The following is a 17750-nucleotide window of genomic DNA, read 5'->3' on the forward strand; positions in this document are numbered from 1 at the left end:
GGAGCCCGGGTGTGAACCTGAGACATCCGAGGGTGCATCCGCACCGACCGGCCCAGGACCACCCGTCACCGCTGCGGACGCCATTCGAAGAGCAGGATGGTCAGGTCGTCCCGCAGTTGGTTGCGCTGGTAGTCGAGGATGGCGTGGATGAGCAGCCGCAGCACCTCGGCCGGGCGCTGTCCGGCGGCGGAGGAACGGATGATGAAGTCGGTGAACCGGTCGAGGCCGAACTCCGCACCGTCCGCGTCGCGAGCCTCCACGACTCCGTCGGTGTAGAGCAGGACGCTGTCGCCCGGTTCCAGGTTCGTCTCGTGGACCTGCCGGGCTGCCGGGGCGAGCAGGCCCGCCAGACCGATCGGCGGCTGCGGGGGACTGTCCAGCGCCCCGGCGAGCACCTCCTCGGCGCGGATCAGCAGCGGCGGGGGATGACCGCAGTTCACCCAGCGCAGCACCCCGGTCACGGCGTCGAGCCGGCACAGCACGCCGGTGCAGAAGTGCTCGGGCAGCCACTCGGCGAGCGCCTGGTCGACGGAGCCGACGACGTCACCCACGGCGCCACCGCCACGGCGGGCGTTGCGCGCCGCCGCCATGGCCACCGACGTGGTCAGGCCGGCGGTCAGGTCGTGCCCCATGCCGTCGAGGATCATGGTGTGCAGCACGTTCTTGACCACCGAGTGGTCGAAGGCGTCGCCGGCGATGTCGTACGCCGGTTCCAGGACCGCGGTCGAGACGCACCTTCTGCTGCCGATGGTGCGGGGTGGCAGGAAGGCCCGCAGCATCTCGGCGGGCAACCCCATGGCCGCGGTGCGGGTGCGGGCGGCGAGCCAGTCGCTGTAGGCGCGCTTGGAGGTGATCAGCATGGCGAACAGATGGGCCAGCATCCGGCTGCGGCGCAGGAGCACCTCGTCAAGAGAGCCGGTCCGTACCGCCAGCAGGCCCAGCCGCTCCGCACCGTCGACCAGGGGCATCCAGATGATCCATCCGTTGCCGGCCTCGGCCACCCGTGGGGAGACCGTGCGGTACGCCCTCCCGGCCGGCGAGCCGTCCACCAGCAGCGGCTCCATGGTCTCGTCGAGGGGGATGAGCAGCCGCTGTTGCAGGTCGGCGAGGTAGATCAGCGCGGTGTCCAGGCCGAGCGACGAGGCGCACCGGTTCGCCAGGGCGGGCAGTTCGACGGGCAGGGCGGTCTGGGCCTCGATGATCAGCTCTTCCAGCCGCTCCTCGCCGACGGCGGTGTCGGGACCGGCGGACGCGTGCGGTGGGTCCGACACGGGGATCACCCCCTTGCGTGCCCAGTCTCACACCGATTCCGTCCGCTCTCACATCAGGAAGGTTTGGTTGAGAAATCTACCGTCTCTGCGGTGAGGGCGCGTGTCCGCCATGTGGCGCACGCCATAGAACGAGGCCGGAACTCGGCCTCCGCTTCGTCCGACTCCTGTAGCGGTACGGCTGCCACGGTGCTTGGCCGTACGACGGTTCGACGCGACCAGGAAGGCCGAGCATGGCCGAGTCCCGACACTCGTCCCGCATCGCGGGCTTGATCCCCCGCGGGCTGACGCCCCCACCCGCTCTCTGTGGCTTCTTGTTGCTGCTGGTGCTGATCTTCTCGGTGTCGTACGCCGTGGGATCGGCCGCCGGCCCGGTGGCGCCCGGTATGCACGGCACCGGGACACCGACCGGTGGCGGGACAGGCGGCGGGGGCGACGGTGACGGTGGGGGCATGTCCGGGATGCACGGGGGCGGTGCGTGATGGAGACCGGGCCGACGGCGCCTCTGGTGGTCACGGATCTGACGGTGGGCGGCATGACGTGCGCCGCTTGCGTGCGGCGGGTGGAGAAGAAACTCGCCGCGTTCGACGGGGTCACGGCGACCGTCAATCTGGCGACCGGGCTCGCCCGTGTCCGTCATCCCGCCGGCATCCTGCCGGACGACCTCGTGACGGCCGTGGAACAGGCGGGATACCAGGCGGCGCTGCCCGGGCCCGCCGAGCCCGCCGAGCCGGAAGGGCGGGCCGGGACGGAAGGCGGCGGAGACGGCGCCGGGGCGGCTGCCCGGCTGGAACGCGAGCGGCTCGTCGTCACCGCGCTGCTCGCCGTGCCGGTTCTGGTGCTGTCCATGGTGCCGGCCCTGCAGTTCCGCAACTGGCAGTGGCTGTGCTTCGTGCTCGCGGCCCCGGTCGCGGTGTGGAGCGCCTGGCCCTTCCACACGCGGGCGCTGCGCGGGCTTCGGCACTCCACGGCCACCATGGACACGCTCGTCTCGCTCGGCGTCCTGGCCTCCTTCGCCTGGTCGGCCTACGCGCTGTTCCTCGGCGGAGCGGGCGAACCGGGCATGCGCATGCCGTTCAGTCTGCTGCCGTCCGCGTCGGACGGGCCCGCGCACGTGTACCTGGAAGCCGCGGTCGGAGTCCCGCTGTTCGTGCTGACCGGGCGTCACCTGGAGGCGCGGGCCAGGCGAGGGACCGGGGCGGCTCTACGGTCCCTGGCCCAGCTCGCGGCCAAGGACGTGTCCGTACGTGATGAACAGGGCGAACGTTCCGTTCCCCTCGCGCGGTTGCGGGTGGGGCAGGTCTTCGTCGTGCGGCCCGGGGAGCGTGTCGCCACGGACGGCTGTGTGGTGGAGGGCAGCTCCGCGGTGGACCTCTCGCTGGTCACCGGCGAGAGCGAGCCCGTCGAGGTCGGGCCCGGGTCCGCACTGGTCGGCGGAGCCGTCAACGCCGGTGGTCTGCTGCTGGTCCGCGCCACCGACGTCGGGGCCGACACACAGCTGGCTCGCATCACCCGTCTGGTGACGGAGGCCCAGGCGGGCAAGGCCCGGGCGCAGCGGCTCGCCGACGCCGTCGCCGGGGTGTTCGTGCCCGTCGTACTGACCATCGCCGTGACCGTGCTCGGCTTCTGGCTCGGCGCCGGGGCGGACCCGCAGGCGGCGATCACCGCATGCGTGGCCGTGCTCGTCGTGGCCTGTCCCTGCGCGCTCGGCCTGGCCACGCCCACCGCCCTGATGGCCGCCACCGGCCGCGGCGCCCAGCTCGGCGTGCTGGTCAGCGGTCCGCGGACGCTCGAGGCACTCCAGCACATCGACACCGTCGTCCTCGACAAGACGGGCACCCTGACGACCGGCCACATGACTGTCGCGCGGGTCACCACCGCACCGGAGGGTCCGGGGCGGGAAGCGGTGCTCCGCCTGGCCGCCGCCGTGGAGCAGGGCTCGGAGCATCCGCTGGGGCGGGCCGTCACCGCCTGCGCGCGGCGCTCGGCGGCGGAGGAGCCGCTGCCGGCGGTACACGACTTCGCGGCCATGCCGGGGCGGGGAGTCCGTGGCCGGGTGGACGGTCGTACGGTGGAAGTGCTGGCCCCGGACGGCGAGTTGCCGGATGTCCTGGCGGACGCGCTGGCGGCGGCGGAGGACGCCGCGCACACACCGGTGCTGGTACGGGTGGACGGGGTGGCCGAGGCGTTGATCGCGGTCGGAGACGTCGTCCGTCCCGGCAGTTACCACGCCGTGGACCGGCTGCGCAGGCTGGGGGTCCGCCCGGTGCTCGCCACCGGTGACCGCGAGGCACCCGCCAGGGCGGTGGCCGACGCACTCGGCATCGACGAGGTGCACGCCCGTTGCACACCGGAGGACAAGGCCGCCCTGGTACGGCGGTTGCAGGACGAGGGCGGCCGGATCGCGGTCGTGGGCGACGGCGTGAACGACGCCGCCGCGCTCGCCGCCGCCGATCTGGGCATCGCCATGGGCAGCGGTACGGACGTGGCCATCGGGGCGGCCGACCTGACGCTCGTGCGCGGTGACATCGAAGCCCTCGGTGACGCCGTCCGGCTGGCGCGGCGCACGCTCGCCACCATCCGGGCGAACCTGGTGTGGGCCTTCGGCTACAACGTCGTCACCGTGCCGCTCGCCATGGTCGGCCTGCTCAGTCCGATGGTGGCCGCGGCGGCCATGTCGGCCAGTTCCGTGCTGGTGGTGGGCAACAGCCTGCGTCTGCGTGCCTGGCAGCCGTCGGCGGCCCCGGCGCGCGGGCGTCGGCAGGGGAGTGCCGGTCACCGGTGAACGGATTCCTCACCCGCCACGCGGCTCGGCTCACCGAACGGCGCCGGCTGACCGACACCCTGCTCGCGACGCTCGTGCCGGTCGCCGCGTCCAGCCTTGCGCTGGCGGGTCTGACCACCTGGGTGGGCACGGGCAACGCGGGCACTCCGCCTCGCATCAGCGTCACCGAGGGACGTGTCCTGCTGCCTACCGCCGGCTCCGGCGTGACGGCGGCGTTCTTCCGCATCACCAACGAGGGTGATGCGGCCGACCGCCTGGTCGGCGTCACCTCACCCGACGCTCCCGGCGGAGTGAGCCTGGCCCGCCACCACATGGGGAGCAGCGCCACGGCATACCGCGCCCCGATCGACTCGGTCGAGATACGGGCGGGGCAGGACCTCGCCATGTCGCCGTACGGGGTGGACCTGACGGTGGCGGCCCCTGCGGGCAAGTGGCGGGCGGGCGACCTGGTCTCGTTCACACTGACGTTCAGCCGCAGCGGCCGGGTCGAGCTTCCCGCTGTCGTGGCTCGACCTGGAATGATCACTTTCAGTCAGTAGTCGGTTTCACGTCGTCAGGCCTCGCTCGTGAGTGGTCCCGTACGGGAAGTCGCTGCCGACGCCCGTGGAGTTCCCGGCTCTTCGGTGTGGTGTGTGTCACCCTGCTCTGGATGAGTCCGGGGGCCCGTGTCCGTACGTACCCCCTGACGACGACCGGACCACGGGTGCGAAGATGGGCGCGTCATGACTGTCAGTGGGTGGTGCCGCACGCTACGGGCCGGGGTGTTCGCCGCGGCCTGTGTGCTGCTTGCCGCCCTCGGACACGTGATGATGTCAGGCGCCTCGGTCCCCTGGTGGGCCATGGCGGCGGGAGCCGCCGGCACGGGAGGCACCGGCTGGTGCCTCGCCGGCCGTGAGCGGGGACGCGCGCTGATCGTCGGCGTCGTGGTCGCCGCCCAGGCGGTGCTGCACGAGACCTTCACCCTGGCGCAGTCGCACGCGCCCGGCCCGCAGGCGGGTGCCTCGGGCGCGACAACCGGCATGGGCTCCATGCACATGGGCCCGACGCACATGCACGCGATGGACATGGCGGGCATGGGGCACATGGGTGCCGGTTCCATGACGCACAGCGGGCCCGGTATGCAGGGCGCGCACCACATGGTGGGCACCGCCGCGTTCGGCATGTTCGGCATGTTCGCGGCGCACCTGCTCGCCGCCGTCCTGTGCGGCCTGTGGCTCGCGTACGGCGAGCGCGCGGTCTTCCGCATCCTGCGGGCCACCGCCGCACGCCTCGTGGCGCCGCTGCGGATGCTGCTCGCCCTGCCGGTGCCGCCCTGCCGTCCTTCCGTGCGGCGGCGGGACCACGACCTCGGCCGCCGGACCCTGGCGCGACTCCTTCTCTGCTACGCGATCATCTCGCGCGGGCCGCCCGTGGGTGCCGCTGTCGCCTGAGACAGCCGGATCCACCGGGGCTCTTTTCGCTTCCTCCTTGGGCAGGTACCACCTGTCAGGGATGTCTTCATCAGCCAGAGCGGTGTGAGCGGTTCCTGAGGAACCCGCGCCGACCGCGGCATGCTCACCAGCCTGCGCGAGCCCCGGGCCCCGCCGTACCCCCGGTACGGCCGCAGCCCACTTACCCGGAGACGGTGCGCCCTCAGCACGGGCCCTACGAGCCGTACTCCGGATGACTGAGAAGGACACCTCGTGATCACTTCAGTCCTGCATGCCTCGCGTTCCCAGAAGACCGCGGCCGACGCGTCGGCGACCGCCTGGGCCCTGGCCGCCCGAAGCGGCGACACGGACGCGGCCGAACGATTCGTCCGGGCCCTGCACGCCGATGTGCTCCGCTACGTCGCCCATCTGGGCGCGGATCCGCAGAACATCGACGACCTGGCCCAGGACACGTTCGTGCGCGCTCTCGGCAGCCTGCACCGGTTCGAGGGGCGTGCCTCGGCGCGCACCTGGCTGTTGTCCATCGCGCGCTGCGCGGTCATCGACAGCTTCCGCCGCGCCGCCGTCCGCCCCCGGACGGCGGACACCCGCGACTGGCAGTGGGACGTCGAGTGCGCCCAGCCGCACGGGCTTCCGGGCTTCGACGACGGGATCGCACTTCTCGACCTGCTGAACGCGCTCCCCGACGAACGTCGTGAGGCGTTCCTCCTCACCCAGGTCGTGGGCCTGTCCTACGAAGAGGCGGCCCGGCTCGGCGGCTGCCCGGTCGGCACGATCCGCTCCCGCGTGGCCCGTGCCCGGATGACCCTGATGAGCATGCTCGTGGACGTCGACTAGCGGAACCGGGTGGTGGGCGACCGTGGTTCCGGACGCAGCCCGCCCGGGACGTCGGCCGAAAGTCGTGGGAACCGGCGCGGTCCGCGGTCCGACTACTGATGCGACGGCGCGGCACGACGCACGGCCGCGGCATCAGCCAGGAGGGCCTCATGACACCCGAGATAGAGAGAGCGTTCGCGGCGATCAGAAGCGATCACGGCGCGGACTGTCTCAGCAGGGTCGAGCGGATGCTGGAGCCCGGAGGGGGTGGGCCCCGGCATCCGCTGCAGAAGGGGGCCAAGTGGATCCTGCCGGGGCTGTCGCCCACCCCGTGGCATGATCCCTACGCCCATCCGGAGCTGGTCCCCGTCGTCGAGGCGCTGGAATCCGCTCATCCGCCCATCAAGGACGAGCTGGACTCGGTCTGGGCGGCAGAGCGAGAGAAATTCTCCGACTATGAGCACTACCTGACCCGGCAGCACGACTGGCAAGCTCTCCATCTTTATCGCGGCGGGGCGCTGGTGGAGGAATCGGCGGTGACCGCGCCCACCGCCTACAAGGTGCTCCAGGAGTTCGCCGTCGACACGGAGACGATATGTCCTCTTCTGGAGTGCCACTTCTCCACCCTGCTCCCCGGGGCGTCCATAGCCCCGCATTGTGATCTGTGGAACTTCAGCATCAACCTGCATCTCGCCGTGACCATCCCCGAGGGGTGCAGCATCACCGTCGCCGGTACGACCCGCTCCTGGCAGGAGGGGCGCTGCCTGCTCTTCGACTACTCCTTCGAGCATGCGGCGCGCAACGACGGCGACCGTCCGCGCACCTGTCTCCTCATGGACCTCTGGCACCCGGAAACCACCGTTCCGGAACGGCGGGCGCTGGTGGCACTCATCTCGGAAATCAGGCGAATGATGGGAGACGGCTGACCGTCCGAGGCTCACGAAAAGGAACCGGCAGTATTCCACTGTCGGTTTTCGGCGCTGCCCAAAAATGGGGAACATCCGTGCCGATAGCGGTTTGCGGAGCGGTCATTCCCGAGCTATCTTCTGGGTGTTACGGTGACCGAAAATGATCGACGGATTTCATATTCGTCGCCGTTTCACATTTATCTTTCGTTGGTGAGGGGGACTGGACGATGCCGGCACGAATACGCCTTCTCGTCCTGTCGCTGGCTCAGCTCGTCATCGCCCTCGACTACAACATCGTCTACGTGGCCCTCCCCGGCATAGGGACCGGTCTCGGCTTCTCACGGCACGACCTGCAGTGGGTGGTGAGCGCGTACGTCGTCACGACGGGCGGCTTCCTCCTGCTGGGCGGACGGGCCGCGGATCTGCTCGGCAGACGCCGGGCGTTCGTCACCGCGGCACTGGTCTACGCGGGTTCCTCGTTGCTAGGAGGGTTCGCGCAGACCCCCGGAGCGCTGGTCGCCGTGCGGGCGGCGCAGGGCATCGGCGGATCCCTGCTGTTCCCGGCCACGCTGGCCCTGATCAACACGATCTTCGCCGAAGGACCCGACCGGAACCGGGCGTTGGCGGTGTGGGGAGCGGTGGGGGCCGGCGGCCTGTGCTTCGGCTCCCTGCTCGGCGGGGTCCTGGTGGAGGCGTTCGGCTGGCGGTCGGTGTTCTTCGTCAACGTCCCCGTGGCGGTGGCGATCGCATGGGCGGGCCGGGTGCTGTTCCCCGCGGACGTGGCACGGGCCGGTGCGCGCAGGTTCGACATGACGGGCGCGCTGACCGGGACCGGAGGCATCACCTTCCTGGTCCTGCTGCTGGTCCACGGGCCCGAGGCGGGCTGGAGCAGTCCGTCCGTCCTGGTGAGCGGGGCGCTTGCGGGGACGCTGCTGGCGCTCTTCGCGCTCGTCGAGACGCGTTCCCGTGAACCGCTGGTGCCCACCCGGTTGTTCAGGCATCGCGGGCTCGTCGCCGCGATGGCGGTGACCGCCGTGTACAGCGCCACCTTCAGTTCCCTGCCGTACTTCCTGACCCTCTACTTCCAGACCGTCCGGGGCTACGACGCGTTCGCCACCGGCCTCGCCTTCCTCGTCCCGGCGGTGGTGGTCGCGGCCGGAACACAGGTGGGGGAGCGGGCCGTCGCAGCCGTCGGTGTACCCCGCATGCTGCTCGGCGGCATGGTTCTCGGCGCCGCCGGGGCGGCCGCCCTCGGCCTGGCCCTCACCGAGCACGGCTCGTACCCCTCGCTGCTGCCGGGCATCGTGCTGGTGGGCCTGGGACAGGGAGCCGCCTGGACCGGCATGTGGATCGCCGCCGGCGCCGGGGTTCCTCCCGACGACCAGGGCGTGGCATCCGGGCTGGCCTCCACCAGCCTCCAGATCGGCGGCGCGGTGGGTCTCGCGGTGCTGGTGGCGCTGGCCGGTGCTGCCGGTGCGCACCCGGCGGACGGCACCGGACTGGCCGGCATCAGGGCCGCCGTGTTCGCCGCAGCGGCCGGCATCGCGTGCGGCGTGCCCCTGACCCTCGCCGTGCGCAGAACGGCCACGAGCCCTTAGCCCCCTCCCGCCGCCACCCCCGTCCGAAGTCCCCGGAACGCCCACACCTGGAGACCAGCCGTGCCCCGTAACGCTCCCAGCCCACCCGCCGCCGTGCTGTGCGGACTGGCCGGATGGGTGCCGCCCCGCGTGGTCACCAACGAGGAACTCGCCGAGCGGCTCGACACCGACGACGCCTGGATCCGCACCCGGACCGGGATCCTGCGCCGCCATGTCATCGAGCCGGGCCAGGCGACCTCGGACCTGGCCGTCGAGGCGGGGCGCCGCGCCCTGCGCCATGCCGGAGCCGACTCCGTCGACGTGGTGATCGTCACGACGACCACGCCGGACCACCCCTGTCCGGCCACCGCCCCCGCCGTGGCCGCGAGGCTGGGCCTGGCCGGGGTCGCGGCCTTCGACGTGGGAGCGGTGTGCACGGGCTTCGTGTACGGCCTCGCCAGCGCCGCCGGCCTGATCACGTCCGGCGTCGCCCGCCGGGTCCTGCTCATCGGGGCGGACACCTACTCCACGATCGTGGACCCGCTCGACCGCGCCAACGCGATCATCTTCGGCGATGGCGCCGGGGCCGTCGTCCTGCGCGCCGGACACGTCGGCGAGCCCGGCGCGGTGGGCCACTTCGACCTCGGCAGCGACGGCGCCCACGAGGACCTGATCACGGTCGCCGCCGGCGGCTCCCGTCAGCGCTCGGCCGCAGGCGAAGTGCAGCCCCGTGACCGGCACTTCGCGATGCGCGGCAACGAGGTCTACCGGCACGCCGTCCTCCGCATGGCCGAATCCGCGCGTGCCGCCCTGGACGCGGCGGACTGGAAGACCGACGACGTGGACCACTTCGTCCCCCACCAGGCCAACCTGCGCATCCTGCACTCCGTCGCCGACGACCTCGGCCTGCCCAGGCACCGCTGCGTCGCCAACGTCGACGCCGTCGGCAACACCGGTGCCGCCTCCATCCCGCTCGCCCTCGCCGACGCGGCCGCCCGGCAGACGATCCGCCCGGGCGACCGGCTCCTGCTCACCGCCTTCGGCGGCGGCCTCACCTGGGGCTCCTGCCTGCTGACCTGGCCCGATCTACCGGCCACGCCCACCGACCCGTACGACCGAGGAGACGAGACCGCCTCATGACCACCACCTACGACCAACTGGCCGGGATCCTCGCGACGTTGCACGACGCTCCGGCCGACCGCCTCACCCCCGAGGCCACCTTCGCCGAACTGGACGTCGACTCGCTGACGATGGTCGAGATCAGCATCCGCCTCGAACGCGACCTCGGCGTGACGGTGCACGACAGCGAGCTGCGGCCCACCCTCACCCTCGCCGGCACCGCGGCACTGATCGACGCCAAGAAGGCCGGCTGACCCCACCCGAAGGAAGAAGACGTCCATGAAGATCACCGAACGGCTCGGTTCGGCCCTCGGCGCCACGGTCGAGGACTTCGACCACACCCGGGCCTCCGCCGCGGACATCGAGACGCTCAAGCAGACCGTCTACACGAAGAAGATCGCTGTCCTGAAGGGACAGGACCTGACCCCCCGGCAGTTCCTGGACCTCGCGAGACTCCTCGGCCGCCCCGAGACCTACTACGAGCCGATGTACCACCACCCCGAGATCAAGGAGATCTTCGTCTCCTCCAACGTGCCGGAGAACGGCAGGCAGATCGGGGTGCCGAAGACCGGCAAGTTCTGGCACGCCGACTACCAGTTCATGCCCGACCCCTTCGGTATCACTCTCATCCATCCCCAGGTCATTCCGCAGCGGAACCGCGGCACCTACTTCATCGACATGGGCCGGGCCCACGAGAAGCTCCCCCAGGACCTGAAGAAGGAGATCAGCGGCACGTACTGCCGGCACTCGGTCCGCAAGTACTTCAAGATCCGCCCGCATGACGTCTACCGCCCGCTCTCCGAGATCATCGACGAGGTCGAGCGCAGGACGCCGGCCGTCCGGCAGCCCACCACCTTCACCCACCCCATGACCGGCGAAACGGTCCTCTACATCAGCGAGGGCTTCACCGTCGGCATCGAGGACGCGCACGGCGAGCCACTCGACGAGGAACTGCTGGGGCGCCTCTTCGAGGCCACCGGCCAGCTCGACGACACCTTCGAACACGACAACATCCACCTGCAGAGCTTCGAGCAGGGCGACCTGCTGATCTGGGACAACCGCAGTCTCATCCACCGGGCCCGGCACACGAGCACCCCCGAACCGACCGTCTCCCACCGCGTCACCGTGCACGACGAGCGCAGGCTGCACGACGGGATACGGCTGCCATGACCGCACTCGCCGCCGACCGCTCCTACGCCACCGACGCCGGCCTGCTCGAGCGCGTCCTGGTGCCGTACAAGGAGCACTGCAAGTACCTGAGGACGGCCGAGGTCACGGCCGGACCCGAACGGACCTCCGCGCGCTGCGAGTTCGCCGTGGCCGAGTCCTGCTACATCGACGACACCGGCCACCTGAACTCGGTCGAGGTCAACATCGCCTACAACCAGATGATGTACTACCTCGTCGCCAAGTCCGTGAAGGAAGGACTCCTGGCCGGATTCCAGGACTGGACCCTGGACGACTTCTGGCGGCACCAGCTTCCGGACATCCTCATCGCCCGCTTCGCCGGCACCTTCCGCCGTCCCGTCAACCCCCGCTCGTTCTTTGGCGAGATGGCGTTCCTGTCCCTCTCCAGGCGGGATCCCGGCGGCAAGCCGTTCCTTCACGCCGAGACCTCGTACCGCTACTGGGACGCCGACGGCGGCCGGTGCGACGGCGAGGCGACGCTCGCCTTCGTCAACGTCCGCTGAGCCGCTGAAGGGACCTCCCATGGAGACGCTCGTCCAGACCATCCGCTGCCACGCCGGCAGCCGGCCCGGCACCCCGGCCGTGCTCTGCGAGGGCCGCAGCCTGTCGTACGGCGAACTGCACCGCGAGAGCAACCGCATCGCCCATGCCATCCGAACCGCCGGACTCACCGAGGGCGACCGCGTGGCGTACCTGGGCAAGGAGTCCGAGCACTACTACGAGATCCTCTTCGGCTGCGCCAAGAGCGGCACCGTACTGGTGCCCGTCAACTGGCGGCTCGCCCCTCCCGAGGTGAGCCACATCCTCCAGGACTCCGGCACCCGACTCCTCTTCCTGGAGGAGGAGTTCGCCCCGATCGTGCGGCGCATGCCGTCCGCGCCGCCCGAGACGGTCGTGCCGCTCGGCTCGCACTTCGCGCAGTGGAAGGCCGGACACCCGGACACCGACCCGGACGTGGACGCCACCGCCGACACCCCCGTCGCCCAGCTCTACACCAGTGGCACCACCGGACTCCCCAAGGGGGTCGTGCTCGCCCACCGCAGCTTCTTCGCCATCCGCGAGGCCCTCACGCGCGAGGGCCTCGACTGGATCGACTGGCGGAGCGGTGACATCGCCCTCGTCGGCATTCCCGGCTTCCACATCGGCGGCCTGTGGTGGGCCACGCAGAACCTCAACGCGGGGACCACGATCGTGGCGATGCGCGCCTTCGCCGCCCGCCAGGCCGTCGACCTCATCCGCGAGATCGGCATCACCACCGCCTGCGTGGTTCCCGCCATGCTCCGCATGATGCTCACCGAACCAGGCGTCCGTGCCGAGGACTTCGCCACGCTCCGCAAGACCGTCTACGGCGGCTCCCCGATCTCACAGAGCCTGCTGGAGGAGAGCCTCGCCGTACTGGACTGCGACTTCGCCCAGATCTACGGGCTCACCGAGACCGGCAACACCGCCGTCTGCCTGCCCCCGGCCGACCATGTCCCGGGCGGGCCGCGCATGCAGGCCGCGGGACACCCCTATCCCGGCGTGCGCGCCAAAGTGATCGACGACCAGGGCAGGGAACTGCCCTGCGGTGAGATCGGCGAGGTCTGTCTGCACACCCCGGCCCGGATGGTGGAGTACTGGGGCCTGCCGGACAAGACCGCCGAGACCCTGGTCGACGGATGGATCCACACCGGTGACGCCGGATACGTCGACCGGGACGGCTACCTCTTCATCCGCGACCGGATCAAGGACGCCATCCTCGTCGCCGGTGAGAACGTCTACCCGGCCGAGATCGAGAACGTGCTGGAGAGCCACCCGGGCGTGGCCGAGGCAGTGATCGTCGGTGCCCCCGACGAGCGCTGGGGGGAACGGGTCCACGCGTTCGTCGTACCCGCCCCCGGGAACCGGCCGACCCCGCGGGACCTGCACACCCACCTGGTGCCGCGCCTCGCCGCCTTCAAGCTGCCGTCGGCCTACGAGTTCATCGACCGCGTACCGCGCAACCCCAGCGGCAAGATCCTCCGCCGCGAGCTGCGTGACCGCTTCTGGGGCGACGCCGCCCGCAAGGTCAACTGACGCCGCCGGGCGCCGTCGCGAAGAACACCGTCCCAGAGAGAGCCCCCATGCCCATGCCTGAACCCCTCACCGAGGAGCGCTTCCGCGCCGACCTCGCTGAGCTCCTGTACCTGCGGCCCGACGAACTCGACCTGCGGGACAGCCCGTTGGACGCCGGCCTCGACTCCCTGCGCATCGTCACCCTGCTGGAGCGGTGGCAGGCCGCCGGCGCGGACGTCAGCTTCGTCGACCTCGCCGAGCGCACCTCCTTCGCCCAGTGGTGGGAACTGCTGGCCGAACGGCGGGGAGGTGCGGCGCATGCCGACACCTGAGCCCGTGCACCGCCACCCGCTGCTGGCCGCCCAGGAAGGCATCTGGACCGGCCAGCAACTCGACCCGGACAGCCCGGCCTACAACACGGCCGAGTACCTGTGCATCGACGGACCGGTGGACGCCGCCGTCTTCGACACCGCTCTCCACCACGTCGTCGCCGAGACCGAAGCCCTCAACGTCACCTACGTCGCCGACGGCGAAGGCCGCCCCTGGGAGGTCGAAACCCCCGCGCGAGACTGGCGGTTGCACACCGCCGACCTCACGGACGACCCGGACCCGCACACCGCCGCGCTCGCCTGGATGGCCACGGACGTGGCCCGCCCGGTGGACCTCACCCGTGGGCCCGTGTTCGGGCACGCCCTGCTGAGGACCGCGCAGGACCGCCACCTCTGGTACCACCGCGTCCACCACATCGCCCTCGACGGCTTCGGCCTCTCCCTGGTGGCCCGCCGGGTGGCCCAGGTCTACACGGCCCTCATGGCGGACGAACCGGTACCCGGCAGCGGCTTCGGCACCCTGGAATCCGTACGCGCCGAGGAACGCGCCTACCGGGAGTCCGCCCGCCACGCCGAGGACCGGACCCACTGGACCGAGCGCTACGCCGACCGCCCCCCGGTCGTCACCCCGGCCGGCCGCTCGGCGCTGCCCGCCCGTACCTTCCACCGCCGCGTCACGGACCTCGACCCCACCCGGGCCGACGCCCTGCGCGCGGTCGCCCGTGAGCTGTCCGTGACCTGGTCCGAGGTGCTGCTCGCGGCCACCGCCGCCCATCTGCACCGGGTCACCGGAGCGCCGGAGATCGTCCTGAGCCTCCCGGCCATGGGCCGTCTGGGCTCCGTGTCGCTGCGCGTCCCGGCCATGGTCCGCAACATCCTGCCGCTGCGCGTCGCCGTCCACGCCGACGACAGCCTGCGTGACCTCGCGGTCCGTGTCTCCCGCGAACTCCGCGCCGGTCTGCCGCACCAGCGCTACCGCTACGAACAGCTGCGCCGCGACCTGAAGCTGGTGGGCGGACAGCGCCGGCTGTCCGGGCCGGGCGTCAACATCATGCCCTTCGCGTACGACCTGCGGTTCGCCGGGCACCGCAGCACCGTGCACAACGTCTCCGCCGGTCCCGTGGACGACCTCGCGGTCAACGTCTACGACCGCTCCGACGGCACCGGGCTGCGCATCGCCGTGGACGCCAACCCCGACCTGTACGAGGAGGCGGACGTCACCGCCTTCCAGGACGGATTGCTCACGCTGCTCGCCGAGGCCGTGGCCGCCCCCGACCGGCCCTTGCACCGGGCATCCGTACCGGTCCTGGACGGTGGGCCGTTGCCCGTTCCCGCCCGCCCGGTGCTGAGCCTCATCGCCGGTCACGCCGCCCGGCGGGGCGCAGCCGTCGCCGTGGAGCACGCCGGGGACAGCGTCACCTACGCCCAACTCCTCGGCGCAGCACGCGACACGGCCCGCCGCATCGCCGCGCGGGGTATCGGCCCGGGCGACGTGGTGGCCGTGGCGCTGCCCCGGGGCATCGACGCCGTCACCGCCATCCTCGGCGTGCTGCTGTCGGGCGCGGCCTACTGTCCCCTCGACCCGGCCGCCCCCGCCGACCGGACGGCGCACCTGCTGAACACGACCGAACCCGCCCTGGTCCTGACGACCGGCACCCGTGCGAGCACCTTCGCGGGCACGCCCGTCCTCACGGTCGACGAGCCGGATGCACCGCCGGGCCCGACCCCACCACAGCCCTCGCCCCAGGACCTCGCCTACGTCCTGCACACCTCCGGCTCCACCGGCCGGCCCAAGGGCGTCGACATCAGCCACCGTGCCCTCGCGCACTTCGTGGCCGGGGCCACCCGACGCTACGGACTGCGCGGCGAGGACCGGATCCTGCAGTTCGCACCCCTCCACTTCGACGCCAGCGTGGAGGAACTCTTCCTCACCCTGTGCGCCGGAGCCACACTCGTCATCCGCACCGAGGACATGACGGAGTCGGTCCCACGGTTCCTTGAGGAGTGCGCGCGCCTGCGGATCAGCGTGCTGGACCTGCCCACCGCCTACTGGCACGAACTCGCCTACGCCCTCTCGACGGGCACGGCCGCACTGCCCGAAGGAGTGCGGGCCGTCGTCATCGGGGGCGAGGCGGCCCTGCCCGAACGGGTGGAGCGCTGGCGCAAGGCCGTGGGCACCTCGGTCGAGCTGTTCAACACCTACGGGCCGACCGAGGCGACCGTGGTCGCCACCGTCGCCGACCTGCACGACCCCGCGCTCGCCCCCGGCGACGTACCGATCGGACTCCCGCTGCCCGGCACCCGAGCCGCCGTGATCGGCGGCGAGTTGTACCTCCTGGGCGACAACCTGGCCCGCGGATACCGAGGAGCGGACGCCGCCGACGACACCCGGTTCGCTCCTCTCGCCGCACTTCCGGGACGCCCCCGTGCCTACCGCACGGGCGATCTGGTGCACATCGGCGAGGACGGGCAGTTGCGGTTCCTGGGCCGGGCCGACGAGGAGATCAAGATCAGCGGTCACCGGGTGCATCCCGCCGAGGTCGAGAGCGCCCTGCTGACCCACACCGGAATCCGCGAGGCGGCGGTCGTCGGACAGACCCTGCCGGACGGCACCCGGCGCCTCGCGGCCCATCTGGTCGCGAACCAGCCCGCCCCCTCCGCCGCCGAGGTGAGAGACCACGTGCGGGCGAAACTCCCGGCGGCGGTGATCCCCTCCGCCGTCGAGTTCCACCACCGCCTGCCCCGCACGGGAGCCGGCAAGATCGACCGAGCCGCGCTGAGCACCCCCACCCCGGGCCACGGTCCCACCACCGCCGGCAACGCGCTGGAGCGGACGATCACCGGCATCTGGCAGCAGGTGCTCGGCGCCCACGCCGTCACCGCCGAGGACGACGTCTTCGACCTGGGCGCCCAGTCCCTCCAGGCGATCCAGGTCGCCAACCGTCTCGGCGTCGAACTCCACCGTGACATCAGGGTCGCCTGGCTCTTCCAGCACCCCACCGCCGCCGGACTCGCCCGCTTCCTCGACGACCGGTCACCGAACCCGGCGGGCCTTCCGGCAGCCCTCGTCACCGACACGGTCCTCGACCCCGGCATCCGCCCCGGCACCGGACGCCGACCGGACGCGCTCCGACGCATCCTGCTGACCGGCGCCACCGGGTTCGTGGGCGTCCACCTGCTGGCGGAACTCCTGGCCGCCACCGGGGCCGAGATCGTGTGCACCGTCCGTGCACGCACCCACGGTGAGGCAACCGCCCGTCTGCGTCAGGCACTTGAACGGCACCACCAGCCACTCCCGGACGCGCTGGAACAGCGCATCACCGTAATCCCCAGCGACCTCGCCCGCCCCGACCTCGGTCTGGCACCGTCCGCCCTCGGTCAACTGGCCGAGACCTGCGACGCGATCTTCCACAACGCGGCGACGGTCAGCATCATGCGCGACTACGGCACCCTGCGCGCCGTCAACACCGAGTCCACGCGACAGCTGCTGCGCCTGGCCGCCGCACGCTCGATCCCCCTCCACTACGTCTCCACCCTGTCCGTGGCTCCTCCCGTGAGCCTCAGCCCGGAGGTTCCGGAGGCGTTCCTGCCGCCGCACGCCGCTCTGCGCTACGGCTACCAGCAGTCGAAATGGGCGTCGGAACGGCTCCTGGAACAGGCCGCCGAGCGCGGCCTCCCCGTCACGGTGCACCGCCTGGGGCGGGTGGTCGGACCGGCCGCCACCGGATACGTCAACACACGCGACTTCCTGTGGAGCGTGCTGCGGGCGGGCATCCCGGCGGGGATCGTCCCGCAGCTGTTCGAGGACGAGATCTGGACGCCGGCCGACTGCACGGCCAGATCGATCGTGCACCTCGGCCTCACCGCCGCCGGCCCGGTCTTCCACCACGCGGCCGTACCCGCGGTGCGGCTCAGCGACCTGTACGACTGGATCGAGGAGTACGGCTACCCCCTACGACGTCTGCCGCTGGGCACATGGCGCGCTCGGCTGCCGCGCTCAGCCGACGTCGCCACCACCACGCTCGCCTTCTTCGACGCGAACGAGACGAGCGGGAGCGATGCACCCGACCTGCGCCTCGGCCGCATCCACACCGACAACGTCCGCCGGGGGCTGCACGGCAGCGGCATCGCCTGCCCGCCCGTCGGCCGAGACCTGGTGTTCCGGTACCTGAACCACTGTGTGGCCGCGGGGGTGCTGCCCCCGCCGGCCGGAGGAGAACTCCATCCGGCGCCCGGCACACAGTAGTCGGAGCCGGCCGGGAACTGACGGGCACCACGCCACGACTACTGGAACGA

At 71.5% G+C, this 17750-nt stretch carries 15 protein-coding genes; 14 read left to right on the plus strand and 1 reads right to left on the minus strand.

Annotation, left to right across the window (positions count from 1 at the left end; all coding sequences use genetic code 11):
* Positions 1–65 precede the first annotated feature (65 nt).
* On the minus strand, positions 66–1280 hold the full coding sequence (locus ACZ7HQ_RS17425; protein ID WP_470990275.1) for a PP2C family protein-serine/threonine phosphatase: 1215 nt from the start codon (positions 1278–1280) through the stop codon (positions 66–68).
* A 221-nt stretch (positions 1281–1501) separates the two neighbouring features.
* On the opposite strand from ACZ7HQ_RS17425, the gene ACZ7HQ_RS17430 reads away from it, so the two are divergent.
* From ACZ7HQ_RS17430 to ACZ7HQ_RS17495, 14 genes are all read left to right on the plus strand, one after another.
* The gene (locus ACZ7HQ_RS17430; protein ID WP_470990277.1) at positions 1502–1750 is read left to right on the plus strand and encodes a hypothetical protein; all 249 of its coding nucleotides are present in this window, start codon (positions 1502–1504) and stop codon (positions 1748–1750) included.
* A gap of 53 nt (positions 1751–1803) precedes the next feature.
* Positions 1804–4053, plus strand: coding sequence for a heavy metal translocating P-type ATPase (locus tag ACZ7HQ_RS17435; RefSeq protein ID WP_470990279.1), 2250 nt, complete (start codon positions 1804–1806; stop codon positions 4051–4053).
* The gene (locus tag ACZ7HQ_RS17440) at positions 4050–4592 is read left to right on the plus strand and encodes a copper chaperone PCu(A)C (RefSeq protein WP_470990281.1); all 543 of its coding nucleotides are present in this window, start codon (positions 4050–4052) and stop codon (positions 4590–4592) included. The genes ACZ7HQ_RS17435 and ACZ7HQ_RS17440 overlap by 4 nt, the downstream gene beginning before the upstream one ends.
* Before the next feature lie 183 nt (positions 4593–4775).
* Positions 4776–5483, plus strand: coding sequence for a hypothetical protein (locus ACZ7HQ_RS17445; protein WP_470990283.1), 708 nt, complete (start codon positions 4776–4778; stop codon positions 5481–5483).
* Positions 5484–5735: 252 nt separating this feature from the next.
* Positions 5736–6320 carry a sigma-70 family RNA polymerase sigma factor gene (locus ACZ7HQ_RS17450; protein WP_470990285.1) on the plus strand — a complete coding sequence of 195 codons (585 nt, stop codon included), beginning with the start codon at positions 5736–5738 and terminating at the stop codon, positions 6318–6320.
* Positions 6321–6469: 149 nt separating this feature from the next.
* Positions 6470–7225 (plus strand): aspartyl/asparaginyl beta-hydroxylase domain-containing protein, encoded by a 756-nt coding sequence (locus tag ACZ7HQ_RS17455; RefSeq protein ID WP_470990287.1) that lies wholly within the window; start codon positions 6470–6472, stop codon positions 7223–7225.
* Positions 7226–7434: 209 nt separating this feature from the next.
* Positions 7435–8805, plus strand: coding sequence for an MFS transporter (locus tag ACZ7HQ_RS17460; protein ID WP_470990289.1), 1371 nt, complete (start codon positions 7435–7437; stop codon positions 8803–8805).
* A gap of 60 nt (positions 8806–8865) precedes the next feature.
* On the plus strand, positions 8866–9924 hold the full coding sequence (locus tag ACZ7HQ_RS17465; protein WP_470990291.1) for a beta-ketoacyl-ACP synthase III: 1059 nt from the start codon (positions 8866–8868) through the stop codon (positions 9922–9924).
* Positions 9921–10157 carry an acyl carrier protein gene (locus tag ACZ7HQ_RS17470; RefSeq protein ID WP_470990293.1) on the plus strand — a complete coding sequence of 79 codons (237 nt, stop codon included), beginning with the start codon at positions 9921–9923 and terminating at the stop codon, positions 10155–10157. Before ACZ7HQ_RS17465 ends, ACZ7HQ_RS17470 begins: the two co-directional genes overlap by 4 nt.
* Positions 10158–10182: 25 nt before the next feature.
* Positions 10183–11073 (plus strand): (3R)-3-[(carboxymethyl)amino]fatty acid oxygenase/decarboxylase, encoded by an 891-nt coding sequence (gene scoE, locus ACZ7HQ_RS17475; RefSeq protein ID WP_470990295.1) that lies wholly within the window; start codon positions 10183–10185, stop codon positions 11071–11073.
* Positions 11070–11594 (plus strand): (2E)-enoyl-ACP glycyltransferase, encoded by a 525-nt coding sequence (scoD, locus tag ACZ7HQ_RS17480; protein ID WP_470990297.1) that lies wholly within the window; start codon positions 11070–11072, stop codon positions 11592–11594. Before scoE ends, scoD begins: the two co-directional genes overlap by 4 nt.
* A 19-nt stretch (positions 11595–11613) precedes the next feature.
* Positions 11614–13146, plus strand: a complete 1533-nt coding sequence (locus ACZ7HQ_RS17485; protein ID WP_470990299.1) for a fatty acid--CoA ligase — start codon at positions 11614–11616, stop codon at positions 13144–13146.
* 53 nt (positions 13147–13199) lie between these two features.
* A complete protein-coding gene (locus tag ACZ7HQ_RS17490; RefSeq protein WP_470990301.1) occupies positions 13200–13457 on the plus strand; it encodes a phosphopantetheine-binding protein in 258 nt (85 codons plus the stop codon).
* The gene (locus ACZ7HQ_RS17495; protein WP_470990303.1) at positions 13444–17700 is read left to right on the plus strand and encodes an amino acid adenylation domain-containing protein; all 4257 of its coding nucleotides are present in this window, start codon (positions 13444–13446) and stop codon (positions 17698–17700) included. The genes ACZ7HQ_RS17490 and ACZ7HQ_RS17495 overlap by 14 nt, the downstream gene beginning before the upstream one ends.
* Positions 17701–17750: the final 50 nt, after the last annotated feature.

It is taken from the genome of Streptomyces sp. NPDC037290 (assembly GCF_055603245.1).